This is a genomic window from Streptomyces sp. NPDC005181, from assembly GCF_040608395.1.
GTDB lineage: Bacteria > Actinomycetota > Actinomycetes > Streptomycetales > Streptomycetaceae > Streptomyces.
This window is the reverse complement of record NZ_JBEXID010000014.1, coordinates 63,904-87,458: the sequence shown is the minus strand read 5'-3', so window position 1 is coordinate 87,458 and position 23,555 is coordinate 63,904. Positions and strand designations below refer to the sequence as shown.

Annotated in this window: 20 protein-coding genes and 1 pseudogene; 7 read left to right on the top strand and 14 right to left on the bottom strand. The window is 70.7% G+C overall.

Annotated features, from left to right (window positions below):
• Positions 1 to 32 precede the first annotated feature (32 nt).
• The 8 genes from ABZV38_RS12660 to ABZV38_RS12625 form a co-directional block, all read right to left on the bottom strand.
• Positions 33 to 884, bottom strand: a complete 852-nt coding sequence (locus tag ABZV38_RS12660) for a siderophore-interacting protein (protein WP_356326786.1) — start codon at positions 882 to 884, stop codon at positions 33 to 35.
• A 136-nt stretch (positions 885 to 1,020) separates the two neighbouring features.
• Complete coding sequence (locus tag ABZV38_RS12655) at positions 1,021 to 2,055, bottom strand: ABC transporter substrate-binding protein (RefSeq protein WP_356326785.1); 1,035 nt, start codon at positions 2,053 to 2,055, stop codon at positions 1,021 to 1,023.
• A 115-nt stretch (positions 2,056 to 2,170) separates the two neighbouring features.
• The gene (locus ABZV38_RS12650; RefSeq protein WP_356326784.1) at positions 2,171 to 2,530 is read right to left on the bottom strand and encodes a hypothetical protein; all 360 of its coding nucleotides are present in this window, start codon (positions 2,528 to 2,530) and stop codon (positions 2,171 to 2,173) included.
• Positions 2,527 to 3,168 carry a GNAT family protein gene (locus ABZV38_RS12645; RefSeq protein WP_356326783.1) on the bottom strand — a complete coding sequence of 214 codons (642 nt, stop codon included), beginning with the start codon at positions 3,166 to 3,168 and terminating at the stop codon, positions 2,527 to 2,529. The genes ABZV38_RS12650 and ABZV38_RS12645 overlap by 4 nt, the downstream gene beginning before the upstream one ends.
• A 96-nt stretch (positions 3,169 to 3,264) precedes the next feature.
• Positions 3,265 to 4,425, bottom strand: a complete 1,161-nt coding sequence (locus ABZV38_RS12640; protein ID WP_356326782.1) for an acyl-CoA dehydrogenase family protein — start codon at positions 4,423 to 4,425, stop codon at positions 3,265 to 3,267.
• 8 nt (positions 4,426 to 4,433) lie between these two features.
• The gene (locus ABZV38_RS12635) at positions 4,434 to 5,378 is read right to left on the bottom strand and encodes a hydroxymethylglutaryl-CoA lyase (RefSeq protein WP_356326781.1); all 945 of its coding nucleotides are present in this window, start codon (positions 5,376 to 5,378) and stop codon (positions 4,434 to 4,436) included.
• Complete coding sequence (locus tag ABZV38_RS12630; RefSeq protein WP_356326780.1) at positions 5,375 to 7,468, bottom strand: acetyl/propionyl/methylcrotonyl-CoA carboxylase subunit alpha; 2,094 nt, start codon at positions 7,466 to 7,468, stop codon at positions 5,375 to 5,377. The genes ABZV38_RS12635 and ABZV38_RS12630 overlap by 4 nt, the downstream gene beginning before the upstream one ends.
• 8 nt (positions 7,469 to 7,476) lie before the next feature.
• Entirely contained in the window at positions 7,477 to 9,084 is a 1,608-nt protein-coding gene (locus tag ABZV38_RS12625) for a carboxyl transferase domain-containing protein (protein WP_356326779.1), read from the bottom strand.
• Between the two features lie 109 nt (positions 9,085 to 9,193).
• Here ABZV38_RS12625 and ABZV38_RS12620 point away from each other — a divergent pair, with 109 nt between their 5' ends.
• Positions 9,194 to 9,805, top strand: coding sequence for a TetR/AcrR family transcriptional regulator (locus tag ABZV38_RS12620; RefSeq protein ID WP_356326778.1), 612 nt, complete (start codon positions 9,194 to 9,196; stop codon positions 9,803 to 9,805).
• A 141-nt stretch (positions 9,806 to 9,946) separates the two neighbouring features.
• On the opposite strand, the pseudogene ABZV38_RS12615 reads toward ABZV38_RS12620, so the two are convergent.
• Together ABZV38_RS12615 and ABZV38_RS12610 are read right to left on the bottom strand one after the other, a co-directional pair.
• Positions 9,947 to 10,243: pseudogene (locus ABZV38_RS12615) on the bottom strand (hypothetical protein); the annotation flags it as partial.
• Positions 10,244 to 10,704: 461 nt separating this feature from the next.
• Complete coding sequence (locus ABZV38_RS12610) at positions 10,705 to 11,286, bottom strand: AAA family ATPase (RefSeq protein WP_356326828.1); 582 nt, start codon at positions 11,284 to 11,286, stop codon at positions 10,705 to 10,707.
• Positions 11,287 to 11,481: 195 nt separating this feature from the next.
• Here ABZV38_RS12610 and ABZV38_RS12605 point away from each other — a divergent pair, with 195 nt between their 5' ends.
• Together ABZV38_RS12605 and ABZV38_RS12600 are read left to right on the top strand one after the other, a co-directional pair.
• Positions 11,482 to 11,991 (top strand): GNAT family N-acetyltransferase, encoded by a 510-nt coding sequence (locus ABZV38_RS12605; RefSeq protein ID WP_356326777.1) that lies wholly within the window; start codon positions 11,482 to 11,484, stop codon positions 11,989 to 11,991.
• Positions 11,992 to 12,124: 133 nt separating this feature from the next.
• The gene (locus ABZV38_RS12600; RefSeq protein WP_356326776.1) at positions 12,125 to 12,904 is read left to right on the top strand and encodes a phosphatase; all 780 of its coding nucleotides are present in this window, start codon (positions 12,125 to 12,127) and stop codon (positions 12,902 to 12,904) included.
• Positions 12,905 to 13,000: 96 nt separating this feature from the next.
• Here the strand turns inward: ABZV38_RS12600 and ABZV38_RS12595 are convergent, their stop codons facing one another.
• The 4 genes from ABZV38_RS12595 to ABZV38_RS12580 form a co-directional block, all read right to left on the bottom strand.
• Positions 13,001 to 13,987 carry a cation diffusion facilitator family transporter gene (locus ABZV38_RS12595; RefSeq protein WP_356326775.1) on the bottom strand — a complete coding sequence of 329 codons (987 nt, stop codon included), beginning with the start codon at positions 13,985 to 13,987 and terminating at the stop codon, positions 13,001 to 13,003.
• 38 nt (positions 13,988 to 14,025) lie between these two features.
• On the bottom strand, positions 14,026 to 14,940 hold the full coding sequence (locus ABZV38_RS12590; protein WP_356326774.1) for an acyl-CoA thioesterase II: 915 nt from the start codon (positions 14,938 to 14,940) through the stop codon (positions 14,026 to 14,028).
• 19 nt (positions 14,941 to 14,959) lie between these two features.
• A complete protein-coding gene (locus tag ABZV38_RS12585; protein ID WP_356326773.1) occupies positions 14,960 to 16,117 on the bottom strand; it encodes an acyl-CoA dehydrogenase family protein in 1,158 nt (385 codons plus the stop codon).
• A gap of 275 nt (positions 16,118 to 16,392) precedes the next feature.
• Positions 16,393 to 17,886 carry a PucR family transcriptional regulator gene (locus tag ABZV38_RS12580; RefSeq protein ID WP_356326772.1) on the bottom strand — a complete coding sequence of 498 codons (1,494 nt, stop codon included), beginning with the start codon at positions 17,884 to 17,886 and terminating at the stop codon, positions 16,393 to 16,395.
• Between the two features lie 133 nt (positions 17,887 to 18,019).
• On the opposite strand from ABZV38_RS12580, the gene ABZV38_RS12575 reads away from it, so the two are divergent.
• From ABZV38_RS12575 to ABZV38_RS12560, 4 genes are all read left to right on the top strand, one after another.
• Positions 18,020 to 19,486, top strand: a complete 1,467-nt coding sequence (locus ABZV38_RS12575; RefSeq protein ID WP_356326771.1) for a sodium:solute symporter — start codon at positions 18,020 to 18,022, stop codon at positions 19,484 to 19,486.
• A gap of 146 nt (positions 19,487 to 19,632) precedes the next feature.
• Positions 19,633 to 20,610 (top strand): agmatinase, encoded by a 978-nt coding sequence (speB, locus tag ABZV38_RS12570; RefSeq protein WP_030970834.1) that lies wholly within the window; start codon positions 19,633 to 19,635, stop codon positions 20,608 to 20,610.
• A complete protein-coding gene (locus ABZV38_RS12565; RefSeq protein WP_356326770.1) occupies positions 20,607 to 22,292 on the top strand; it encodes a thiamine pyrophosphate-binding protein in 1,686 nt (561 codons plus the stop codon). The genes speB and ABZV38_RS12565 overlap by 4 nt, the downstream gene beginning before the upstream one ends.
• Positions 22,293 to 22,570: 278 nt before the next feature.
• A complete protein-coding gene (locus tag ABZV38_RS12560) occupies positions 22,571 to 23,536 on the top strand; it encodes a serine hydrolase (protein WP_356326769.1) in 966 nt (321 codons plus the stop codon).
• Positions 23,537 to 23,555: the final 19 nt, after the last annotated feature.

Genomic DNA, 23,555 nt, shown 5'->3' with positions numbered 1-23,555 from the left:
GTGGGACGCACAAGTTGTCCGAATCACATGCCTTACGCGTCCTCGGTGGCCGCTTCCGCACGCAGCTGCTCCTCGCTCAGCCCGCGGCGCCAGTAGCCGACGAACGTGATGCGCCTGCGGTCGAATTGACGCTCCTGCACCAGATGGCGGCGCAGCGCCCGTACGGTCGACGACTCGCCCGCGATCCAGACGTAGCCGGTTCCCTCGGGCAGCTCGGCGGCGCGCACGGCGTCCACGGCGGACGGTGCGCCCTCGTCCCGGACGAGCCAGCTGATCCGGGCGCGGGCCGCGGTGCTCAGCGCCTGGCGGTCCTCGGTGTGCTGGACCTCCAGCCAGACCCGGGCCCGCATACCGGCCGGCAGCCACTCCAGGGCGGCGGACGCGGCGGGCAGCGCCGTCTCGTCGGCCCAGATCAGCACCCAGTCGGTGTCCTGCGGGGGACGGAAGCGGACGGCCGTGTTGTCCTCGACGGCCGGGCCGAGCGCCTTGAGGAGTGCGCCGGGGGCGGCGCCGGCGGCCCAGCGGCAGGCCGGGCCGCCGTCCTCGTGCAGCGCGAAGTCGATATCGATTTCGGTCGAACCGTCGGGGGTGCGACGCTGCGCGCGGACCGTGTACGAACGCATGACGGCCCGGACATCTTCGGGCAACGCCCGCCAGGCGGCGAACCACTCGCCGTCGTCATCGACCGGAACGACTGGTTCTGGCTGGCCGGGGTGCGGCAGGAACAGCGACAGGCTCTGATCCCGGCCCCCGGCGGCGAAGCCGTCGAGTCCCGGCCCGCCGAAGGTGATCCGGAGCATGGACGGCCCCAGCCGCCTGGTCCGGACGACCGTCAGGCCGAAGAACCGGAAGGGGGCGACGGGGGGCGCAGTGGTGGTCGTCATGCGAGGGCTCCTTCCAGGAACCGGGAGGCGTGGGTGACGCGGCCCGGCCCGGCCGGGAAAATCCCGGCCGGGCCGAGCCGGTGCTGGGTTGCTGTGATGCGTGGTTCCGGAATGGCTCCGGAGTGCTTCCGGTGCGTCAGCCGGCCTTCTTGGCGTCCTCGATGGCCTTCGCGAGGTCCTCGAGGATCGGCGCGCACTTGTCGTACGAGTAGATCGGCTCGGTGGTGCGCGGGATGACCTGACCGGCCTTCACGGCGGGCAGCTGCGCCCAGGTCGGCTTGGACGTCAGGGCGTCGGGCTGCAGGGCCGAGGAGCGGTTGTCCATCATGATGACGTCGGCGTCGTACTTGTCGACGTTCTCCCAGCTCAGCTCCTCGAAGAAGCCCGCGGCGTTGACCTTCGGCTCGACGAACTTCACGCCCAGCTCCTGGAAGTACAGGGTGTCCGCGGACGTCTTGGCGAGCGAGACGTAGAAGAGGTCCTGGGTGGCCGAGCCGATCATGACCTTGATGTTCGGCTTGGACTTGGCGGCGGCGCGCAGTCGGGCCGCGGCCTTCTCGAACCGAGCCTTGGAGTCGGTGATCTTGGCGGCCTTGACGTCGGCGCCCAGGGACGCGGCGAGGTCCTCGTGGCGCTGGATCGCCTTGGGGATGGTGATCTGGGCGGCCCACAGGGCGACGCTCGGGGCCAGCTTGAGGATCTTGTCCTTGGACTCGTCCGGCACGTACCAGAGGGCGTCCTTCTCCCACATGGCGGTGACGAGCAGCTCCGGGCCGAGCGCCGCGTACTTCTCGACGTTGAACTCGCCCCAGACGTTGCCGAGTATCTCGACCTTGCTGATGTCGAGGTCGCCGGCCTGCACATCGGCCTTGCCGTCCTTGGTCTTCGTCGGGCCGAAGACGCCCTTGACCTCGATGCCGTAGTCGTGGAGTGCGGCGGCGACACCGGTGAAGGCGACGATGTTCTTCGGGGTCGACTTGGCCTTCGCGGTCAGACCGCGGTCGTCCTTGAACGTCCACGGGCCGGACTTCTCGGAGCTCGAACCCGAACCGGAGCCGGAGCCTTTCGAGTCGCTGTCGCCACAGGCTGCGAGCACGGCGCCGAGACCGACGGCGCCGCCGGCGGCCAGCAGGCCGCGACGGGAGAGGGAGGTGGTCCGGACCTTGGGCATGGGTGTGTCTGCTTTCGTACGCGCCGGTGGGCGCCCGCTGACGAGTTCGAAGATAGGTTAGCCTAACCTCAGCAACTGTCCAGGGGGCGCCCTGCCCAACGGGCCGCCGGCCCGGCTACCAGACGAGAACTCCGCCACCCACGTCATGGGCCCGCCGGGCCGCCGCGGTGATGTTGACCAGCCGCTCGGCGACATAGCCTTCGCGGTAGCCGCAGTGCGCGTCGAGTGCCGCCGCGTGCGGGCGCAGCAGCTCGCACTCGGCCAGGAACTCCTCGATGTCCTCCGGCTCGACGTACAGGTCGTAAGAAGCGAGTTCCGGCAGGAACCGGGCCCCGAGCGCCCGGACGCGCTCCGACCCCCACAGGTCGGCCCGGCAGCTCTCGAACCCCGCCATGTCGCTGCCGTCCGGAGGATCGTCCAGGAGATGCGGCTTGCCGCTCTTCCCTCGCACGAAGGTATGCACCAGGAGCGTCATCCGCCGAATTCCTTCCGGCACGCGTCGAGTCCCTCGATCCGCACGTCGACGGTGCGGTGCTCCTCCCAGCTGTCGCGGTCGATCCGCAGCCGCTGCAGAGTGACGGGAGCGCCCCGCAGGGCGGCCACCTCAAGCCCGTCCGGCAGATAGCCGAGCCGGCGCGAGACGCCCAGCGAACGCGGGTTGTCGGTCATCGCCGCCGAGGTCGCGCTCCGGGCTCCGAGGCCGGCGAAGGCCAGATGCAGCACGGCGGCCCGCATCTCGGTGCCTATGCCCTGCCCCTGGTGCGCCAGTCCCAGCCACGAACCGGTGTTGACCTCACCGGTCACCGCGAAGTCCGCTGCTCCCAGGTCCTGCCGGCCGACCACCTTGCCCTCGTGGAGCACGGCGAGGCTCAGCACCCAGTTCCGCACCGACCAGTTGGCGACGGTGGCCAGCACATGCTGGTACACGGCCCGGCCGCGCTCGGCGGGCGGACCATCGGTCCAGGGGACGGTGAACGGCATGCTATCCGGCGCATGCACCCCGTCGGCGGCGACCGTCGCGAGATCGTCGAGCAACTCCAGGTCCGGAAGCCGGAGTTCCAGGCGGGACGTGCGGATGCGGAGCCCGTGGAGGGGCCAATGCCGGTGGTCCATGAACAGACCCTGCCGGGGCGGGCCCGGTCCTGTCGAACGAATTGCCCGCCGGCAGGAATCCGGCAGCCGCCCTCCTGGGGTCCCCCCGCACACCCCTCAGGCCGGCAGCCCCAGCTCCCTCGCGATCAGCATCCGCTGCACCTCGCTCGTACCCTCACCGATCTCCAGGATCTTGGAGTCGCGCCACATCCGTGCCACCGGGTACTCGTTCATGAAGCCGTAGCCGCCGTGGATCTGCGTCGCCTCGCGCGCGTTGTCCACCGCCACTGTCGACGAGTACAGCTTGGCGAGCGCCGCCGCCTTCTTGAACGGTTCGCCGTGCACGAGCCGCGACGCCGCGTCCCGCCAGCCGATCCGGGCCATGTGCGCCCGCATCTCCATGTCCGCGAGCTTGAACTGGATGGCCTGGTTGGCGCCGATCGGCCGGCCGAACGCATGCCGCTCCTTGGCGTACTTCACCGACTCGTCCACACAGCCCTGCGCCAGACCCGTGGACAGCGCGGAGATCGCGATCCGCCCCTCGTCCAGGATCCGCAGGAACTGCGCGTACCCGCGGCCCTCCTCACCCAGCAGGTTCGCCGCCGGGACCCGGACGTCGGCGAAGGACAGCTCGCGCGTGTCCGAGGCGTTCCAGCCGACCTTGGAGTACGGGGCGGCGACCGTGAAGCCGGGGGTGCCGGACGGCACGATGATCGACGAGATGAGCGGGGCGCCGTTCTCCTTGCGGCCGGTCACCGCCGTGACCGTGACCAGTGCGGTGATGTCCGTACCGGAGTTGGTGATGAAGCACTTGGAGCCGTTGATCACCCACTCGTCCCCGTCGAGCACGGCCGTCGTCCGGGTGCCGCCCGCGTCGGACCCGCAGTCCGGCTCGGTCAGCCCGAACGCGCCGAGCGCCTCGCCCGAGCAGAGCCTGGGCAGCCACTGCTGCTTCTGCTCCTCCGTACCGAAGTGGTAGACCGGCATCGCGCCGAGCGAGACCCCGGCCTCCAGGGTGATCGCCACGGACGAGTCGACCCGGGCCAGCTCCTCCAGGGCGATCCCGAGGGCGAGATAGTCGCCGCCCATGCCGCCGTACTCCTCCGGGAACGGCAGCCCGAACAGGCCCATCCGCCCCATCTCGCGCACGATCTCGTACGGGAACTCATGGCGCTCGTAGAAGTCGCCGATCTTCGGGGCGACCACGTCGTGCGCGAACTCCTCGACGGTGCGGCGCAGTTCCTCGTGTTCGGCGGTCAGCCGGTGGTCCAGGGACATGGCGGGGGTCACTCCTTGTGGGAGAGGGCGCGGACGGTACGGGACGGGCTCGGGCGGCCCAGTTGTTCGGCGAGCCACACGCTGGTGGCGGTGAGCGCGTCGAGGTCGACCCCGGTTTCGATGCCGAGGCCGTGGAGCATCCACACGAGGTCTTCGGTGGCGAGATTTCCGGTGGCGCTCTTCGCGTACGGGCAGCCGCCGAGGCCGCCCGCGGAGGCGTCCACGGTGGTCACTCCGTGCTGGAGCGCGGCGAGAGTGTTGGCCAGGGCCTGGCCGTAGGTGTCGTGGAAGTGCACTCCGATGGTGTCGGTGTGCACGCCCTCCTCGTTGAGCTCGGAGAGCAGGTCCTGCACATGACCGGGGGTGGCGACGCCGATGGTGTCGCCGAGGGAGAGCTCGTCGCAGCCGAGATCCATCAGCGCCTTGGCGACCCGGACGACCTGATGGACGGGGACGGGCCCCTCCCACGGGTCGCCGAAGCACATCGACAGGTAGCCGCGGACATGTACCTTGTCCGCCTTGGCGCGGGCGACGACCGGCTCGAACATGGCGAGCGACTCGTCGACCGTCCGGTTGAGATTGCGGGCGGCGAAGGTCTCGGTCGCCGACCCGAAGACGGCGATCCGGCGGGCACCGAGCGCGAGGGCCCGGTCGAGCCCGCGCTCGTTCGGTACGAGTACCGGGAGCGCGACGCCCGCGATGTCGCCGAGACGGGGGAACAGGTCCTCGGCGTCGGCGAGTTGGGGCACCCACTTGGGGTGGACGAAGCTGGTCGCCTCGATGGTGGTCAGACCGGCCGCGGCGAGGCGGTGGATGAACTCCGCCTTCACCTCGGTCGGTACGACGGCCTTCTCGTTCTGCAGCCCGTCGCGGGCGCCGACCTCATGGATGCGTACCCGGGCGGGCAGATCCGGTGCGGGCACCGTCATGGGCAGGGTGCGGGTGGTGGTCATGCGTCCTCCCCGGGTTCGGCCGCGGGCGCCACCACGGCCAGTACCTGGTCCATGGCGACGGTGGCGCCGGCCGTGACATCGAGCTCGGTGACGGTTCCGGCGTGCGGGGCGGAGATGACGTGCTCCATCTTCATCGCCTCCACGACGAGCAGACTCTGCCCGGCGACGACCTCGTCCCCGACGGCCACCTTCACCACGGTGACCGTGCCGGGCATGGGTGCCGCGAGCGTGTCGACACCGGAGCGGGCGGCGCCGGTGAGGGACGCCTCGACGGGATCGTGGTCCTGGACGTGCCAGGTGTCGCCGTCGCGGCCCACCCAGGTCCCCTCCGGGGAGGTGGCGTGGTTGAACGTATGGGTGACACCGGCGAGTTCGAAGGTGAGGCGGTGCCCGGAGACGTCGATGACCCTGGCTGTCTCCGTGCCGCCGGGCAGGGGGGCCAGCGGGCCGCAGGCTCCCGTCGCGGGCGCCGGAGGCACTGCGCCCTCCCCGACATGGCCGAACGTCAGCTCGGTGCCCGCCGGACAGCAACGCACGGCGACCTGCACCGGGTCGTGGCCCGGCAGTCGGAAATGGCGGACCGTGCGGGCGGGGGTGCCGCCCAGCCGCCAGCCGTCGGCCACCGAGAACGGGTCGACCCAACCGGAGGCGCCCGCAGGGGAGGTGCCTCCGGCGGCGGGCTGCCGCAGCAGCGCCGCTGCCGCGTACACCTCCTCCGGCACACCGTCCGGCACCAGGCCGTCCACCGCGCGCTCCACCAGCCCGGTGTCGAGATCGCCCGCCACCACCGCCGGGTGGGCGAGCAGCCGGCGCAGGAACCCCGCATTGGTCGGCACGCCCAGGATCACCAGCTCCGACAGGGCCGCGCGCAGTCGCCGCAGCGCCGTGGCCCGGTCGGGTCCGTGGACGATGACCTTCGAGAGCATCGGGTCGTACAGACTGCCGACCTCGACCCCCTCACTGAGCCCCGAGTCGGTCCGTACGCCGTGGCCGTTCGGCTCGTGGAGGGAGAGCACCGTACCGCCGGATGGCAGAAAGCCGCGGGCCGGGTCCTCGGCACAGATCCGGGCCTCGATCGCGTGCCCGGTGAGCGTGATGTCCGACTGCTTGTAGGGGAGTTGCTCGCCGGAAGCGACCCGCAGCTGCCACTCCACCAGGTCCAGCCCGGTGATCAGCTCGGTCACCGGGTGCTCGACCTGGAGGCGGGTGTTCATCTCCATGAAGTAGTACGAGGCCGGGTCGTTGCCCGGCACGATGAACTCCACCGTGCCCGCGCCCACATATCCGCAGGAGCGGGCCGCCTGGACGGCCGCCTCGCCCATCGCCGCCCGGGTCTCCTCGTCGAGCAGGACGGACGGCGCCTCCTCGATGATCTTCTGGTGGCGGCGCTGCAGCGAGCACTCGCGCTCGCCGAGGTGCACCACATTCCCGTGCCCGTCGGCCAGGACCTGGATCTCGATGTGGCGCGGCCGGTCGATCCACCGCTCCACGAGCAGGTTGTCGTCGCCGAACGAGCCACGGGCCTCGCGGCGGGCGGCCGCGATCTCGTCGGCGAGCAGCGCCTCGTCACGCACCAGCCGCATGCCCTTGCCGCCGCCGCCCGCCGATGGCTTGAGCAGCACCGGCATCCCGATTTCGCGCGCCGCATCCGCCAGCTGCGCGTCGCTGAGCGCGCTCCCGGAGGAACCGGGCACGACCGGAACCCCGGCGGCGGCCACCGTCTCCTTGGCCCGGATCTTGTCGCCCATCAGCGAGATCGCCGACGCGGGCGGGCCGATGAAGACAAGCCCCGCGTCCGCGCAGGCCTGCGCAAACCCGGCGTTCTCGGCGAGGAAGCCGTACCCCGGGTGAACGGCCTGCGCGCCGGTGCGGCGGGCCGCCTCCAACAGCGCGGGCACGCTCAAATAGCTCGCGGAGGCGGCTGCCGGACCGATCCGTACCGCCGTATCGGCCTCCCGTACATGCCGGGCGTCGGCGTCGGCGTCGCTGAAGACGGCGACGGAGCGCACACCCAGCTCGCGCAGGGTCCGGATGACCCGGACCGCGATCTCGCCGCGGTTGGCGACAAGAACGGTGTCGAACATCGTCATCTGTTCCCTCACATCCGGAAGACGCCGAAGCCGGGCTCACCCAGCGGGGCGTTGGCACACGCGGTCAGAGCGAGCCCCAGCACCTGCCGGGTCTCCAGCGGGTCGATCACACCGTCGTCCCAGAGCCGGGCGGTGGCGTAGTACGCGTTGCCCTGCGTCTCGTACTGCTCGCGGATCGGCGCCTTGAAGGCTTCCTCGTCCTCGGCGCTCCAGCCGTCGCCCAGCTGGTCGCGCTTGACCGTCGCGAGGACGGACGCGGCCTGCTCGCCGCCCATGACGGAGATCTTGGCGTTGGGCCACATCCACAGGAAGCGCGGCGAATAGGCCCGCCCGCACATGGAGTAGTTCCCGGCCCCGTACGACCCGCCGACCACGACGGTCAGCTTCGGTACGCGGGTGCAGGCGACGGCCGTGACCATCTTGGCGCCGTGCTTGGCGATGCCACCGGCCTCGTAGTCGCGCCCCACCATGAACCCGGAGATGTTCTGCAGGAAGACGAGCGGAATCCCGCGCTGGTCGCACAGCTCGATGAAGTGCGCACCCTTCTGGGCGGACTCGGAGAACAGGATGCCGTTGTTGGCGACGATGCCGACCGGATGCCCGTGGATCCGGGCGAAGCCGGTGATCAGCGTCGTCCCGTACTCCGCCTTGAACTCGGCGAACCGCGATCCGTCGACGACCCGGGCGATCACTTCCCGTACGTCGTAAGGCGTCCGTGAGTCGACCGGCACGACCCCGTACAGCCCGGCAGGATCGACCTTCGGCTCCTCCACGGACTCCACGGACCAGGGCAGAGCCCCGCGCGCGGGCAGTGTGGCCACAATGTTCCGGACGATCCGCAGGGCGTGCGCGTCGTCCTCCGCGAGATGGTCGGTGACGCCCGACGTACGGGAGTGGACCTCGCCGCCGCCCAGCTCCTCCGCCGTGACCACCTCGCCGGTCGCGGCCTTCACCAGCGGCGGACCGCCGAGGAAGATCGTCCCCTGGTTCCGCACGATCACGGCCTCGTCGCTCATCGCAGGGACGTACGCCCCACCGGCCGTACAGGACCCCAGCACGGCCGCGACCTGCGGAATCCCGGCCCCCGACATCCGGGCCTGGTTGTAAAAGATCCGCCCGAAGTGCTCCCGGTCGGGAAACACCTCGTCCTGCATCGGCAGAAACGCACCACCGGAGTCCACCAGGTACAGACAGGGCAGCCGGTTCTCCAGTGCCACTTCCTGGGCACGGAGGTGCTTCTTCACCGTCATGGGGTAATACGTGCCGCCCTTGACCGTGGCGTCATTGGCGACGATCACGCACTCCCGGCCGCTGACCCGTCCGATCCCGGCGATCACCCCGGCCGCCGGGGCCGCACCGCCGTACAGCCCCTCGGCCGCCAGCGGAGCCAGTTCCAGGAAGGGCGACCCGGGGTCCAGCAACGCGTCCACCCGGTCCCGGGGCAGCAGCTTGCCGCGCGCCACATGCCGGGCGCGGGCCTTCTCACCCCCGCCGAGCCTGGCCGCGGCCAGCCGCGCCCGCAACTCGTCGCCGAGCGCGCGATGCGCCTCCTCATTGGCCAGCCAGCCCTGAGACGCGGGATCCGCCGCACTCGCCAGCACCGGTGCCTGCTGCATCCGTCGAGCCCCCTTGCCCGGTCGGCCGGTCCGGCCGACTCGGTTAATGAGCGTTAACACTTCTCCTTCAGGTTAACGCTCGCTAACCCGACTGTCTAGAATCGAATCCATGACCACCAGGACGGACGCCCCGACACGCCGTGAGCAGATCCTCAAGGAAGCTGCCCGCCTCTTCGCCGAGCGCGGCTTCCACGGCGTGGGCGTCGACGAAATAGGCGCCGCCGTGGGGATCAGCGGGCCCGGCCTCTACCGCCACTTCCCCGGCAAGGACGCGATGCTCGCCGAACTTCTGGTCGGCATCAGCGAGCGCCTCCTGGCCGGCGGACAGCTGCGGGTCAGCGAGGATGCGACCTCCGGCGACGGCTCCCCGGAGACGCTGCTGGACGCGCTCATCGAGGGCCACATCGACTTCGCCCTCGACGACCGTCCCCTGATCACCCTGCACGACCGCGAGCTGGACCGCCTCCGGGACACCGACCGCAAGCGGGTGCGCCGGCTCCAGCGGGAGTACGTGGAACTGTGGGTCGAGGTGGTCCGCGCCCGCTACCCCCTCCTCCCCGAGAGCGAGGCCCGCGCCACCGTCCACGCGGTCTTCGGCCTGCTCAACTCGACCCCTCACCTGGGCCGCCCCGGCGCCCTCCCGGGCCGTACCGCGACGGCGGCACTGCTGCACAGGCTGGCGCGGGGGGCGTTCGAGGCGGCGGGTGACGGAGGGCGTTGATTCCTTGCGGGCGAATGGCCTCACGGGTCCATTCGGAGAGCGTTGTGCCCTGCCTGGCAGCCCCGCGGCGCATCCGGGGGGCCGACGACTCGTCGATCTTGGTCGTCGTCCGCTTCAGGTACGCCGGCCGGCGCAGGTGTGTCATGCGGACTGGTCCAGGTGACCGGTGATGCGTGACTCGTCGGTCTCCCGGCAGTCGCGGCAGTGGCCCGGTCCTGGGGCGCGGAAGACGCGTGCGCAGCGGTCGCAGTCCTGGAAGGGATGAAGGCGTTGTACGGCTTCCCGGACCGGGGCGGCGGGGAGCGGCGGCGGGAGCTGGTGGGTGAGGCGGTGGCCGAGAAGGAGCGCGGGGTGTCCGACCGGCTCCGGTAAGCCGGTGGTCAGGGTGCGGCGTACGGCATCGGGACCGACCCCGCGCTCCAGCCAGCCTGCCGTGGCGCGCGGGGGCGCGGTAATCTGCTGGGTATCCATCGGGAAGGTGCTTCTTCCTCGGTGGTCAGGCCCTCGATCGGGATTGCGAGTCCCGGCCGGGGGCCGACGCATGTCTGGGGTTGTCGCGGCGAGCATATGCCTGCCAACCGGACCGAAATCCAGCCCAGTTGGCAAACCTCATCCTTGTGGGTGACGGGAGGCAGGGAGGGGTTGGGAGAGGTAATTCCCCGAAGAATCAAAAGCTTTTGATGTCGTTCCGGACCGCGTCACGGTCGGCCGGATCGTGGCCCACCGGGTCGTGACAGTCACGAACCGGTAAGGGGCACTTCCGCCCACGGTCTTACGAGGAAAGGGCCCCTGCGCCGCGCCCCAGGCCGCGGACATCAGCCACCCCATGTCCGGGGGTGCCGGAGGGGACCTGCCGGACCCACTGGTCGTTCGTCAGGTCACTACGCCCCATGAGCCGATCACGAAAGGACCGGGTCGGCTTCGGCTTCGGGCGTCAGACCGGTTACGGACAAGATCGACTCCACCGTCTCGTCGACGGTCTGCGCTGCGTTGTCGATCCAGGTTCCTTCGCCTCCGAGTTCCTGCCGCATCGCCTCGTCCAGGGGTGACCAATCGGTGGCCAGGACTTTGTCCCGTGCCTGATTGCGACGCCGGGCGGTTGCCGGATCCGGGGCCAGGAAGATGACGTGCAGAGGCGCGGCCGTCAGCGAGGCGCGGTAGAAGTCAACATGCGATCGACGCACCACGACATCGTCGAGCACGGGGACGAATCCGGCCGTCGCGAAGCTGTCGGCCAGCAGACACGCGTTGCGGGCCCGCAAAAGGATCTGCCGGTCGGCTTCCGGATCAGGTGTCGCCGAGGGCCAACGGCCACCACTGACGATCATCTGCTGGAGCCCGTCCACCTCGACATGCGCCGCCATCCGCAACCGTTTGGCCAATGCGGCGGCCACCGTGGACTTTCCGCTGCCGGGGATACCGCTCAGCAGGACAACACCAGCAGCGGGTTCGCGGTCAACCGGCAACACACTCAAGGTCATACGAGCACTCCAACGGTAGTGATCAAAACCCCGCGAGAGTAGACGACCGCCCGGCCGGGTGCTCCTCCCCTCAGCCAGTACCAGCACTTTCCCAACAGGCCCTACCAGGAACGCCCGTACGTCATGCGCGGTCAGCCGGGCGACCTTGCGGACAACTCGCCGGCATCACCGAATCAAGTTCCATAGCATTTCCGCATGCCTGAACTGCAGCTCCTTCGCCTCGACCACGCCCCGGCTCTTCTTGCGTTCGAGCAGGAGAACCGGGCCTACTTCGCCGCGTCGGTTCCCGATCGTGGCGACGACTACTTCGCTCACTTCGATGTGCGGCACCACGCTCTGCTCGCGGAACAGGCTTCGGGGCAGCACTTCTTCCATGTCCTGGTGGACGGCAGCGGTGCGGTGCACGGGCGGGTCAATGTGGTCGATGTGGCGGACGGTTCGGCCGAGCTCGGATACCGGATCGCCGAGAAGAGCGCCGGGCAGGGGCTGGCCACGGCCGCCGTTCGTGAGATCTGCAGGCTTGGCGCAGCGGAGTACGGTCTGACCGCGCTGCGGGCCGTCACGACCCTCGACAACGCCGGGTCGCGAGCCGTGCTGGCCCGTACGGGATTCGTACCCACCGGTGAGATTCAGCTGGACGGCCGTCCCGGCCTCCGCTTCGTGCGGGATCTGCGGGAAGCCGGGGAGCCGGTCAGGGCGGACTGAGTGTCCCGACCGGGGGTACGGCGCCCGTAGCGGACCCGCGGTGCGGTGGCCCGAGTGCGCACGCGGGCGTGCCCCGCCGTCCGTGGTGCAAGACACCCGGCACACTGCGCACACCTGACGGCACAATGGGTTCATGCCGATACCCAGCCGTGCCGCCCTCGTCGAGCACCTTGTCCGTACGCGTATCGCCGGAGACGTCGCCACACCCCGCGACAACAACCTCTCCCACTACCGCAAGCTCGCCAACGGCGATCGCCACTTCTGGCTGGGTCTGGAGCTCGGCAACCGGTGGACCGATGAGCAGGATGTGCTCGCCGTGATGGCCGAGCGTTGTGGGGTCAGTGATGATCCGGAGCACCGGCACGGGCAGGACACCATCGATCCCGAGCTGACGGCCGACGCGCTGGAGCGGCTGGCGGCCCGGCTGCGCAAGGCGGCTGCCGGGTCGGAGCGGGTGCTGTTCGCGACCGGGCATCCGGGTGGGCTGCTGGATGTGCACCGGCAGACCGCGGACGCGTTGCGGGCTGCGGGGTGCGAGATCGTACGGATTCCGTCCGGGCTGATGGCGGACGAGGGCATGGTCTTCCAGTTCGCCGATGTGGCCGTGATGGAGCGCGGGGCGACGCTGTGGCACACGCACTCCCCGGCGCCGATGGCGGCCATCCTGGACGGTCTGGAGCGTGAGGGGCGGCCGGTGCCGGATCTGGTCGTCGCCGATCACGGGTGGGCGGGTTGCGCCGGGCAGCGGGGGCTCGACTCGGTCGGGTACGCGGACAGCAATGACCCGGCCCTCTTCCTCGGGGAGGCAGAGGGCACCCTTCAGGTCGTCGTGCCGCTGGACGACCATGTACTGGACCCGCGGTTCTACGACCCGATGACGGACTATCTGCTGGATGCCGCAGGGCTGCTCTGAAGCGCCGGTAAGACTTCGCGAAGGGGCCGGCGAGCAGGACGGGACGGCCCCGGGCCGGACGCGATGTCCGCTGCGGAAGCGAGGGCACCGGCCCGGTCAGGCTGAGCCCGCCCCCGGCCCGCCTGTCCGTCGCTGCTGTCCCAGCCCCGGCGTCGGGTCCAGATACACCCGGCGGATCGCCGGATACCGCTCCTGCAGCTGTTCCTCCGCCTCCTCGCACGCCCACTCGATCTGCTCCGCAGTCGACGCGTCCCGGAAGTCGATCTTCGCGGCGACGAGAATCTCCGTCGGTCCCTGGATCAGGGTGGTGAGCTCCAGGACCTCGATGATGTGCGGCACGGAGAGAAGTTCCTCGCGGATCCCGGCCCGCATCTCCTTCGGCACCGGGCGGCCGATCAGCAGCTGGGCGTTGGAGCGGCCCAGCACCCAGGCCACGTACACCAGCAGTGCGCCGATCAGGATCGATGCGATGCCGTCCCAGACACCCGAGCCGGAGAGCTGACCGCCGAGCAGGCCGCCCGCGGCGAGGAGCAGGCCGGCCAGGGCCGCCGAGTCCTCCATCACGACCGCCTTGACCGCGGTGTCGGGGGTGTGGCGCAAGTAATGGGTGGTGGGTGCGCCCAGACGGGCGGCTTCGCCGCGGACCTGGCGCAGGCCCGTGCGCAGGGAGTAGCCCTCCAGGAGGAAGGCGACGGCCAGCACGATGTACGAGACCAGCGGGTCGCCGAGCTCCTCGCCCTGGACGAGGGTGTGAATGCCGTCGTAGAGGGCGAACACCGCGCCGCCGACGAACGTGGCGACCGAGGCGAGCATCGCCCAGATGTAGCGCTCGGGGCCGTAACCCAGCGGATGTTCCTCGTCGGCGGGCTTCTCGCTGCGCTTGAGGGCGGTGAGCAGCAGGACCTCGGTGACGGTGTCGGCGACCGAGTGCGCCGCCTCGGCCAGCATCGCGCTCGATCCGCTGATCAGCCCCGCGATCACCTTCGCCACGGCGATACCGAGGTTGGCGATCGCCGCGACGACCACCGTGAACATGGACTCCCCACCAGGCGCGCTGCTGCTGGTGCTGTTCTCGGCGCTCATGGTGGGGAGTATCCATGAAGGGGCAGGCCGTGGCCTGTTCAGTCCCGCGGGACCCGGACCACGCCCTCCTGGATGACGGTGATCGCGAGCCGGCCGTCCTGCGTGTAGATGCGGGCCTGGCCGAGCCCGCGCCCGCCGGACGCGGACGGCGACTCCTGGTCGTACAGCAGCCATTCGTCGGCCCGGAACGGCCGGTGGAACCACATCGCGTGGTCCAGGCTCGCGCCCACCACGTCGCCGACCGCCCAGCCGCCGCGCCCGTGCGCGAGCAGCACCGAGTCGAGCAGCGTCATGTCGGAGACGTACGTCGCCATGCACACGTGCAGCAGCGGGTCGTCCGCGAGCTTGCCGTTGGTGCGGAACCACACCTGGGAGCGGGGCTCCTGCGGTGTGCCGACGTTGGCGAACGGCGGGGCGCCGACATAGCGCAGGTCGACCGCGGCCCGCGCCTCCAGCAGCCGGTCCATGACACTCGGGTCGGTGAACGCGTCCGCGTACCGCGGGAGCATCTGTTCCGCCGTGGGCAGCGTCTCCGGGTCGGGAGCGGGCGGCATGTCCGCCTGGTGCTCCAGGCCCTCCTCGTACGTCTGGAAGGACGCCGAGAGATGGAAGATCGGCTGCCCGTGCTGGACGGCCACCACCCGGCGGGTGGTGAAGGAGCGGCCGTCGCGGATCCGGTCGACGCTGTAGACGATCGGCGCGCCCGGGTCGCCCATCCGCAGGAAGTAGGAGTGCAACGAGTGGGCCAATGGGGCCTCCCCTGCTCGAGCGGAGCCGAGAGCTGGGGGAAGGTCCGCGGGGACGGTGCGGCCCGCGGCAACGAGTGCCTGGGCCGCGACCTGGCCGCCGAAGACCCGGGGCACGACCGCCGAATGGCTCGTGCCCCGGAAGATGTCCCGCTCGATCTGCTCCAGGTCGAGCAGATCGAGCAGGGATTCAAGTGCTGCGCTCATGGAGAAGAACGTAATCGCTTTACAGACCCATGGACTTGGCGATGATCGACTTCATGACCTCGCTGGTGCCGCCGTAGATCCGGTTGACGCGGTTGTCCGCGTACAGGCGGGCGATCGGGTACTCGTTCATGAAGCCGTAGCCGCCGTGCAGCTGGAGGCAGCGGTCGATCACGCGGTGCGCGACCTCGGTGCAGAACAGCTTCGCGGAGGCGGCCTCGGCGGCGGTCAGCTCGCCGGCGTCGAGGGCCTCCAGCGCGCGGTCGGCGACGGCCTGGGCCGCGTCCACCTCGGCCTGGCAGGCGGCCAGCTCGAACTTGGTGTTCTGGAACGAGGCGACGGTCTTGCCGAAGACCGTGCGGTCCTGCACGTAGCTCTTGGCGAACCGGACGGCGGCAGCGGCCTGCGCGTACGCGCCGAAGGCTATGCCCCAGCGCTCGGACGCCAGGTTGGTGCCGAGGTAGCCGAAGCCCTTGTTCTCCTCACCGAGCAGGTCCTCGACGGGCACCTTGACGTCGACGAAGGCCAGCTCGGCGGTGTCGGAGACCTTCAGGCCGAGCTTGTCCAGCTTGCGGCCGACGGAGTAGCCCGCCGACTTGGTGTCCACGGCGAACAGGGAGATGCCGAAGCGGCGGTCGTCCTCGCGGGGAGCGGACGTACGGGCGCACACGATCACGCGGTCGGCATGCACACCACCGGTGATGAAGGTCTTGGCGCCGTTGAGGACGTAGTGCGTGCCGTCCTCGGAGAGCTTGGCGGTGGTCTTCATGCCCGCGACGTCGGAGCCGGTGCCCGGCTCGGTCATCGCGAGAGCCCACATCTCCTCGCCGGAGGTGAACTTCGGCAGCCAGCGCTTCTTCTGCTCGTCGGTGGCGAGCATCTTGATGTACGGCAGGCCGAGCAGGGTGTGCACGCCCGAGCCGCCGAAGGAGACACCGGCGCGGGCGGTCTCCTCGTAGATGACGGCCTCGTACTTGTGCGAGTCGATGCCGGCGCCGCCGTACTCCTCGTCCACCTCGATGCCGAAGACTCCCAGCTCACCGAGCTTGTGGTAGAACTCGCGCGGCGCCTGGCCGGCGGCGAACCACTCGTCGTAGACGGGGACGACCTCGGCCGCGATGAAGGCGCGGATGGTCTCCCGGAACGCCTCGTGGTCCTCGTTGAATACCGTACGGCGCACGGGGTGCCTCCTGGGTCAGCTTCGGTCAGCGGTGGGGCTGCGGCGGGTGAGCTTCGTTCAGCATGGCTAAGCGCTTGCTCAGTTCTGGTCAAAAGTTACCCGGCAGTCACCAGGGCTGTCCAGAGGCCATCGGCCTTGGTAGCCGACGTCACAGCCCCACATCACAGCCCCACGTCACAACCCCACAGCCCCACATACCGGCTCCCGGATCCCGGCCGGCCTCACAGCCGCACAGCCCGGGCCCGGCCTCACAGCCGCACAGCCCGGGCCCGGCCTCACTGCTGCCGCAGTGCGAACCAGAGCTCCGTCCGTGCGTCCATGTCGTCCAGGTCCGCGTCCAGCAGCGTCGCGCAGCGGGCGATGCGCTGGCGGACCGTGTTGCGGTGGACCTGGAGGGCCGTGGCCGTGCGGTCCCAGCTGCCGTGGAGGCTCAGCCAGCAGCGGAGCGTCTCCGCGAGCGTGGGGGTGAGCGGAGCGAGCAGCGCGCGGGCGTGCGCCTCCGCCTCGGCGGGCGGGACGAGCGCGGCCAGGCCGCGGCCGGTGTCGGTGTGGTGGTGGGCGAGCGGGGTGCGGGTGGCCACGGCGCGGCCCAGTGCGCGGGCCGCCTGGCCGTCGGCGAGGTCCAGTGCGGTGATGGGGGCCGGGGTGGAGGTGCCGAGCGTCCAGCCGGGCTGCGGGGTGATCCGGTCGCCGCGCGGGACCAGGACCTTGACGGCGTCGCCGCCCCGGCCCGCGTCGACCAGGGCCGACCCGAGGGCGGCGCCCAGCGCCCCGGCGGTGAGCGGGTCCACAGGGCCGCCGCCGCTGCGGCGTGCGTGCACCACCGTCCAGAGTTCGGCGCCGCCGAGCAGCGGGGCGACGGCCACCGGGTCGGCGCCGAGCAGCAGCCGCACCAGCGCCGCCGACCGGCCAGCGGCGTCGGCGCCCTGGTGCGGGGCGGCCAGCAGGGACAGGAGGACGACCGCGATCCCGGTGACCGTGTGATCGCCCGCCTCGCGCCGTCCCGTCGCCAGGGCCAGGACGAGCCCCTGCCCGCCGCCGAGCGCGTACGCGAAGAGATGCGTGTCGCCGAGGGTGTCGGTCGCGGACGTCGGGGCCGGAGAGGTGGGGGCGGCGGTGGGGGAGACCACACGGGCCAGCCGGGTCAGGGCCGCCCGTACCTCGGGGGCCGGGCGGCGCCCCGCCGCGTGCAGCTCCTCGCCGGCCGAGGAGAGCAGCATCGCCCGGCCGGCCAGCTGCGCAGCCAGCTGGTGCAGCACCGCGGGCACCGGGTCCGGCCGGGCCGCCGCCGTCGCCAGCGCCTGCTGGGCACGCGTCACCCGGCGCAGCTCCCGGTGCCGGGCCTCCGCCATCAGCCGCCACACCGCCCGCGCGATCGCCGTGAACGGCGTCGCGGGCGGCACCTCCACCAGCGGCAGCCCGTGCCGGTCGCACGCCTCGATCAGCGCCTGCGGCACCGCGTCGTGCACCGGGGTGACCCCGAAGCCGAGCGCCGCCGCCCCCGCCTCCACCATCCGGGCGACATAGGTGTCCGGATCCTTGAGCAGCACACCGGCGCTCAGCAGCAGCTCGCCGCCGAGCAGATACGGGTACGGGTCGGCCATCTCCGAGGTGTGCACCCACAACAGGTCGACGTGGGCCGGGCCCGCGATCAGGCGCAGCCCGAGCTCCTCACGGGCGAGCAGCTCGGCGAGCGGGATCGGCGGGGTGGGGGGAGCGGACCCGGTGGATCCGGTGGGGGCGGAGGGCCCGGTGGGAGTATCCGGCATGGACGGTCCATCCATTGGCTACGGCGAGAATGGATAAAACGTACACTTCAGCGCTGCCTGTGGGCCACCTACCGTCTTCACGAACCCCGCATCCCCGCAATGACCCGCAACGTGACTGAGACGGAGGAAGCCCATGGCTGTCGACTACGCGGTGATCGTCGTCTATCTGGCCGGCATGCTCGCCATGGGTTGGTGGGGCATGCGCCGCGCCAAGTCCAAGAGCGAATTCCTGGTGGCGGGCCGCCGCCTCGGCCCCTGGATGTACTCCGGGACCATGGCCGCGATCGTCCTCGGCGGCGCCTCCACCATCGGTGGCGTCGGTCTCGGCTACCAGTACGGGCTCTCCGGCGCCTGGATGGTCTTCACCATCGGCCTCGGACTGCTCGCCCTGTCCGTCTTCTTCTCGGCGCGCATCGCCCGGCTGAAGGTCTACACCGTCTCCGAGATGCTCGACCTGCGCTACGGCGGGCGGGCCGGCCTCATCTCCGGCGTCGTCATGTGGGCGTACACGCTGATGCTCGCGGTCACTTCGACCATCGCGTACGCCACCATCTTCGACGTCCTCTTCGACATGAACCGGACCGTCGCGATCATCCTCGGCGGCGCCATCGTCGTGGCGTACTCGACGCTCGGCGGCATGTGGTCGATCACGCTCACGGACATGGTGCAGTTCGTTGTCAAGACGATCGGTGTGCTGCTCCTGCTCCTGCCGATCGCGGTCATCAAGGCCGGCGGCTTCAGCGAGATGAAGGCGAAGCTGCCCACCGAGTACTTCGACCCGCTGGGCATCGGCGGCGAGACGATCTTCACCTACGTGCTGATCTACACCTTCGGCATGCTGATCGGCCAGGACATCTGGCAGCGCGTGTTCACCGCACGCACCGACCGGACCGCTCGCTGGGGCGGCACCGTCGCCGGTACGTACTGCCTGGTCTACGCGCTCGCCGGAGCCGTCATCGGCACCGCGGCCAAGGTCATGTACCCGAAGCTCCCCAGCGCGGACTCCGCCTTCGCGACCATCGTCAAGGACGAGCTGCCGGTGGGTGTACGAGGGCTGGTGCTGGCCGCCGCACTCGCCGCGGTGATGTCGACGTCGTCCGGTGCGCTGATCGCCTGTGCGACCGTCGCCAACAACGACATCTGGTCGAAGCTGCGGGGCGCGGTGTCGCGCGGCCGGGGCGACGAGCACGACGAGGTGAAGGGCAACCGGGTCTTCATCCTCATCATGGGGGTGGCCGTCATCGCCATCGCCATCGCACTCAATAATGTGGTGGAAGCGCTGACCGTGGCGTACAACCTGCTCGTCGGCGGTCTGCTGGTGCCGATCCTCGGCGGTCTGCTGTGGCGTCGGGGCACGGCGCCCGGTGCGCTGGCCGCGGTGTCGGTCGGCGGCGTCGCCGTGATCGGCCTGATGGCGACGTACGGAATCCTCGCCAACGAGCCGGTCTACTACGGGCTGCCGGCCTCGCTCGCGGTGTACGTGATCGTCTCCCTGGCGACGAAGCCGACGGACGCGGCGGTGCTGGTCGCCTGGCGCGAGCGGCTGGCGGGGCGGGGGGCCGAAGCCGAGGCGCCTGCCCCGGAATCGGTGACCGCCTGACCACGTGTCCACAATCGCCGGACGGGCTTGATTCTGCCCGCCGTCGTCCTCAATCGCCGGGCAGGCCATGCGAGCCCGTCCGGCGGTTGGGGACGCACCCCGTTGCACCCGCACCACCCCGCATCATCAGAAGAAAGGCACTCCCCATGAGCAGCAACGAAACGCCGCGCGGCCCCATCGACTCCTCCCGCGTCCCGCGGTACGCCGGGCCAGCGACGTTCGCGCGGCTGCCCCGCCTCGACGAGGTCGGCACCGCCGATGTCGCCGTCGTCGGCGTGCCCTTCGACACGGGTGTCTCCTACCGGCCCGGCGCCCGCTTCGGCGGCAACGCCATCCGTGAGGCGTCGCGCCTGCTGCGCCCGTACAACCCGGCGCAGGACGCCTCGCCGTTCGCTCTCGCGCAGGTCGCCGACGCCGGTGACATCGCCGCCAACCCGTTCAACATCAACGAGGCCGTCGAGACGATCGAGGCCGCGGCCGACGATCTGCTCGGTACCGGCGCCCGCATGATGACGCTCGGTGGCGACCACACCATCGCGCTGCCCCTGCTGCGCTCCGTCGCGAAGAAGCACGGCCCCGTCGCCCTGCTCCACTTCGACGCCCACCTCGACACGTGGGACACCTACTTCGGCGCCGAGTACACCCACGGCACGCCGTTCCGCCGGGCCGTCGAGGAGGGCATCCTCGACACGTCCGCGCTCTCCCACGTCGGCACGCGCGGCCCGCTGTACGGCAAGCAGGACCTCGACGACGACGCCAAGATGGGCTTCGGCATCGTCACCTCCGCCGACGTCATGCGCCGCGGTGTCGACGAGATCGCCGACCAGCTGCGCCAGCGCATCGGCGACCGCCCGCTGTACATCTCCATCGACATCGACGTCCTGGACCCGGCGCACGCGCCCGGCACCGGCACCCCCGAGGCCGGCGGCCTCACCTCCCGCGAGCTCCTCGAGATCGTCCGCGGCCTGTCCTCCTGCAACCTGGTCTCCGCCGACCTGGTCGAGGTCGCCCCCGCGTACGACCACGCGGAGATCACCTCCGTCGCCGCTTCCCACACGGCGTACGAGCTCACGACGATCATGTCCCGCCAGATCGCGGCAGCGAAGGGGGCCGAGGGCAAGTGACCCACGACCACCACGACGAGCGCCCGCAGCTCACCCCCGAGCAGATCGCGGACGCGCTGAACCCGCCGGCCGGACGCAACGGCGGCGACCTCGTCGTCGAGACCCTCCAGGGCCTCGGCGCGACCATCGTCTTCGGCCTGCCCGGCCAGCACGCGCTCGGCATGTTCGACGCGCTGCGCCGCTCGTCCCTCTCGTACGTCGGCCTGCGCGTCGAGAACAACGCGGGCTTCGCCGCCGACGCGTACGGCCGGATCACCGGAGAGGTGGCCCCACTGCTGCTCTCCACCGGCCCGGGGGCCCTCACCTCCCTCGCCGCGCTCCAGGAGGCGGCGGCCGCCTCGGCGCCCGTGCTGGCCATCTCCAGCCAGATCCCGACCGCGGGCCTCGGCGGCGGACGCCACGGCTATCTGCACGAGCTCCCGGACCAGAAGGCGTCGTTCCGCGACGTCGTGAAGTCCGTCCACACGGTCCGTACGGCGTCGCAGATCCCGTCCGCGATCGCCGCAGCCTGGGAGTCCGCGCTGACGGCCCCGCACGGCCCGGTCTGGATCGAGATCCCGCAGGACGTGCTCCTCGCCGAGACCACCCTGCCGGTGGTCACCGCGATGGACGCCACGCCGAGGCCGCTCCACGCCCGCCCCGAACTGACCGCCGTGGCGGCCCACCTGCTGGCGAACGCCGAACGTCCGGCGATCATCGCGGGCGGCGGAGTCGTACGCTCCGACGCGTCCGGCAAGCTGCTCGCCCTCGCGGAGAAGATCGACGCCCCGGTCGTCACCACGTTCGGCGGCAAGGGTGCCTTCCCCTGGGAGCACCCCCTCTCGCTCCAGTCCTGGCTGGAGGACCGTCACACGACGGACTTCCTCGAAGCGGCGGACGTCCTGCTGGTCATCGGCTCCGGACTGGGCGAACTCTCCTCGAACTACCACACGTTCAGCCCGCGCGGCCGGGTCATCCAGATCGAGGCGGACGCCGGGAAGCTGGAGTCCAACCACCCCGCGCTCGGCATCCACGCCGACGCCCGCGAGGCCCTCGTCGACCTTCTCGAAGCGGTCGACCGCCGCGAGGACCCGTCGGCCGCGGACCGCGTCCGTACGGTGCTCGAAGCGGTACGGGCACGGATCGCCGGCCAGGACCTCACCCTGGAACAGCAGCTCATCGCCTCGGTGCGCGAGGCGCTGCCCGACACGTCCCCGAGCTTCTGGGACATGACGATCCTCGCCTACTGGGCCTGGTCCGCCTTCGACGCCCGCCACCCCAACACCATGCACTCGGCGCAGGGCGCGGGCGGCCTCGGCTACGGCTTCCCGGCCGCGCTCGGCGCGGCGGCGGCAGACCGTACGAAGCCGGTCCTGGCGGTCTCCGGCGACGGCGGCGCGATGTACTCGATCGCGGAACTGGCCACGGCCCGTCAGTACGATCTGCCGGTCACCTGGCTGATCGTCGACGACGGCGGCTACGGCATCCTGCGCGAGTACATGACGGGAGCGTTCGGCGAGGCCACGGCGACGGAACTGTCCCGCCCGGACTTCGTCGCCCTCGCCGAGTCGTTCGGCGTACCGGCGGTCCGCACGACCCCGGAGACGCTCGCCGACGACCTGGCGAAGTCCCTCGCGGAGCCCGGCCCTTCGGTGGTCGTGCTCCCGGCACTGCTGAAGATGTTCGAGCCGACGCATCTGTAGGCCGCGGCCCCACTGGGGTCCCGGCCCACGGACTCGGAACCTCCTCTCGTCCGCGAGGTCTTCCCCGACCTCGCGGACGAGCCGGCCGCCCTTCTCGAAGATGCGCGATCGGCGGCACACCCACAACCCCGTGAGTACGCGCCCCGCAGCCGGCGTCCGCGCGGCAGAACCCGGCTGTTCGGACCGCGGCGCGTACAACTTTTCGGCCCGTCAGGAGTCTTCTGTGTGCCAGGTGTGCAGGGGGCGCACCACCCAGATCACTCAGGGGGAGACGTCTCATGACGGACCAGCCTCGTATATCCCGCCGCGCTCACACCGCGCTCGCCGTCATGCTCGCCGCAGGCGTGCTGGCACCCGTGACCCTCGCCGCCACGCCCGCCGCGGCCGCGACGACGACAGTGAGCTGTACCTCCGGCAAGGCGGGGCTCGCCGCCAAGCTGACGAAGGACATCACCGCCGCGCTCAAGGGGCGCACGTCGACCACGGCGATCGCGCTCTACGACCGGACCACCAAGACGTCGTGCACAATGCGGTCCACGAGCAAGTACGACTCCGCGAGCGTCGTGAAGGCGACCGTCCTCGCGACGCTGCTCTGGGACAACAAGAAGCACAACCGCTATCTCACGCAGCGCGAGATCAACCTCGCCACCGCCATGATCACCAAGTCCGACAACAACGCGACCACCAGCCTGTGGAAGCAGCTCGGCGTGACCAAGGTGAAGGCGTTCCTGAACGCCGCGGGCATGACCCACACCGTGCCAGGCTCCGGCGGCTACTGGGGGCTGACCCAGATCACCGCGCAGGACGAGCTGCGCCTGCTGACCCTGCTGACCGCGAAGAACTCCGTGCTCAGCGACAACTCGCGCGCGTACGAACTCGGCCTGATGCGCAAGGTCATCTCCTCGCAGCGCTGGGGGACGCCCGCCGGCGCTCCGTCCGGCGTGACCGTCCAGGTCAAGAACGGCTGGCTGCCGCGTGCCACGCACGGCTGGCGGGTGCACAGCATCGGCGCGTTCACCGGGAAGGGGCACGACTACGGGATCACCGTGCTCACCCAGGACAACAAGACGATGAACGACGGCATCAACACCATCCAGGCGGTCGCCCGGGCCATCCACAAGGACCTGAACCCGGCCGCCGCCGCGAAGACGACGGTCGTCCCGCCGGCGAAGCCGCAGGAAGCGATTCCGGCGGTGCCGGAGGCTTCTGCGGTGCCGATGGTGACGGCCACGCCGCAGCCGTAGTTCCTGGTTCCTCGCGGGT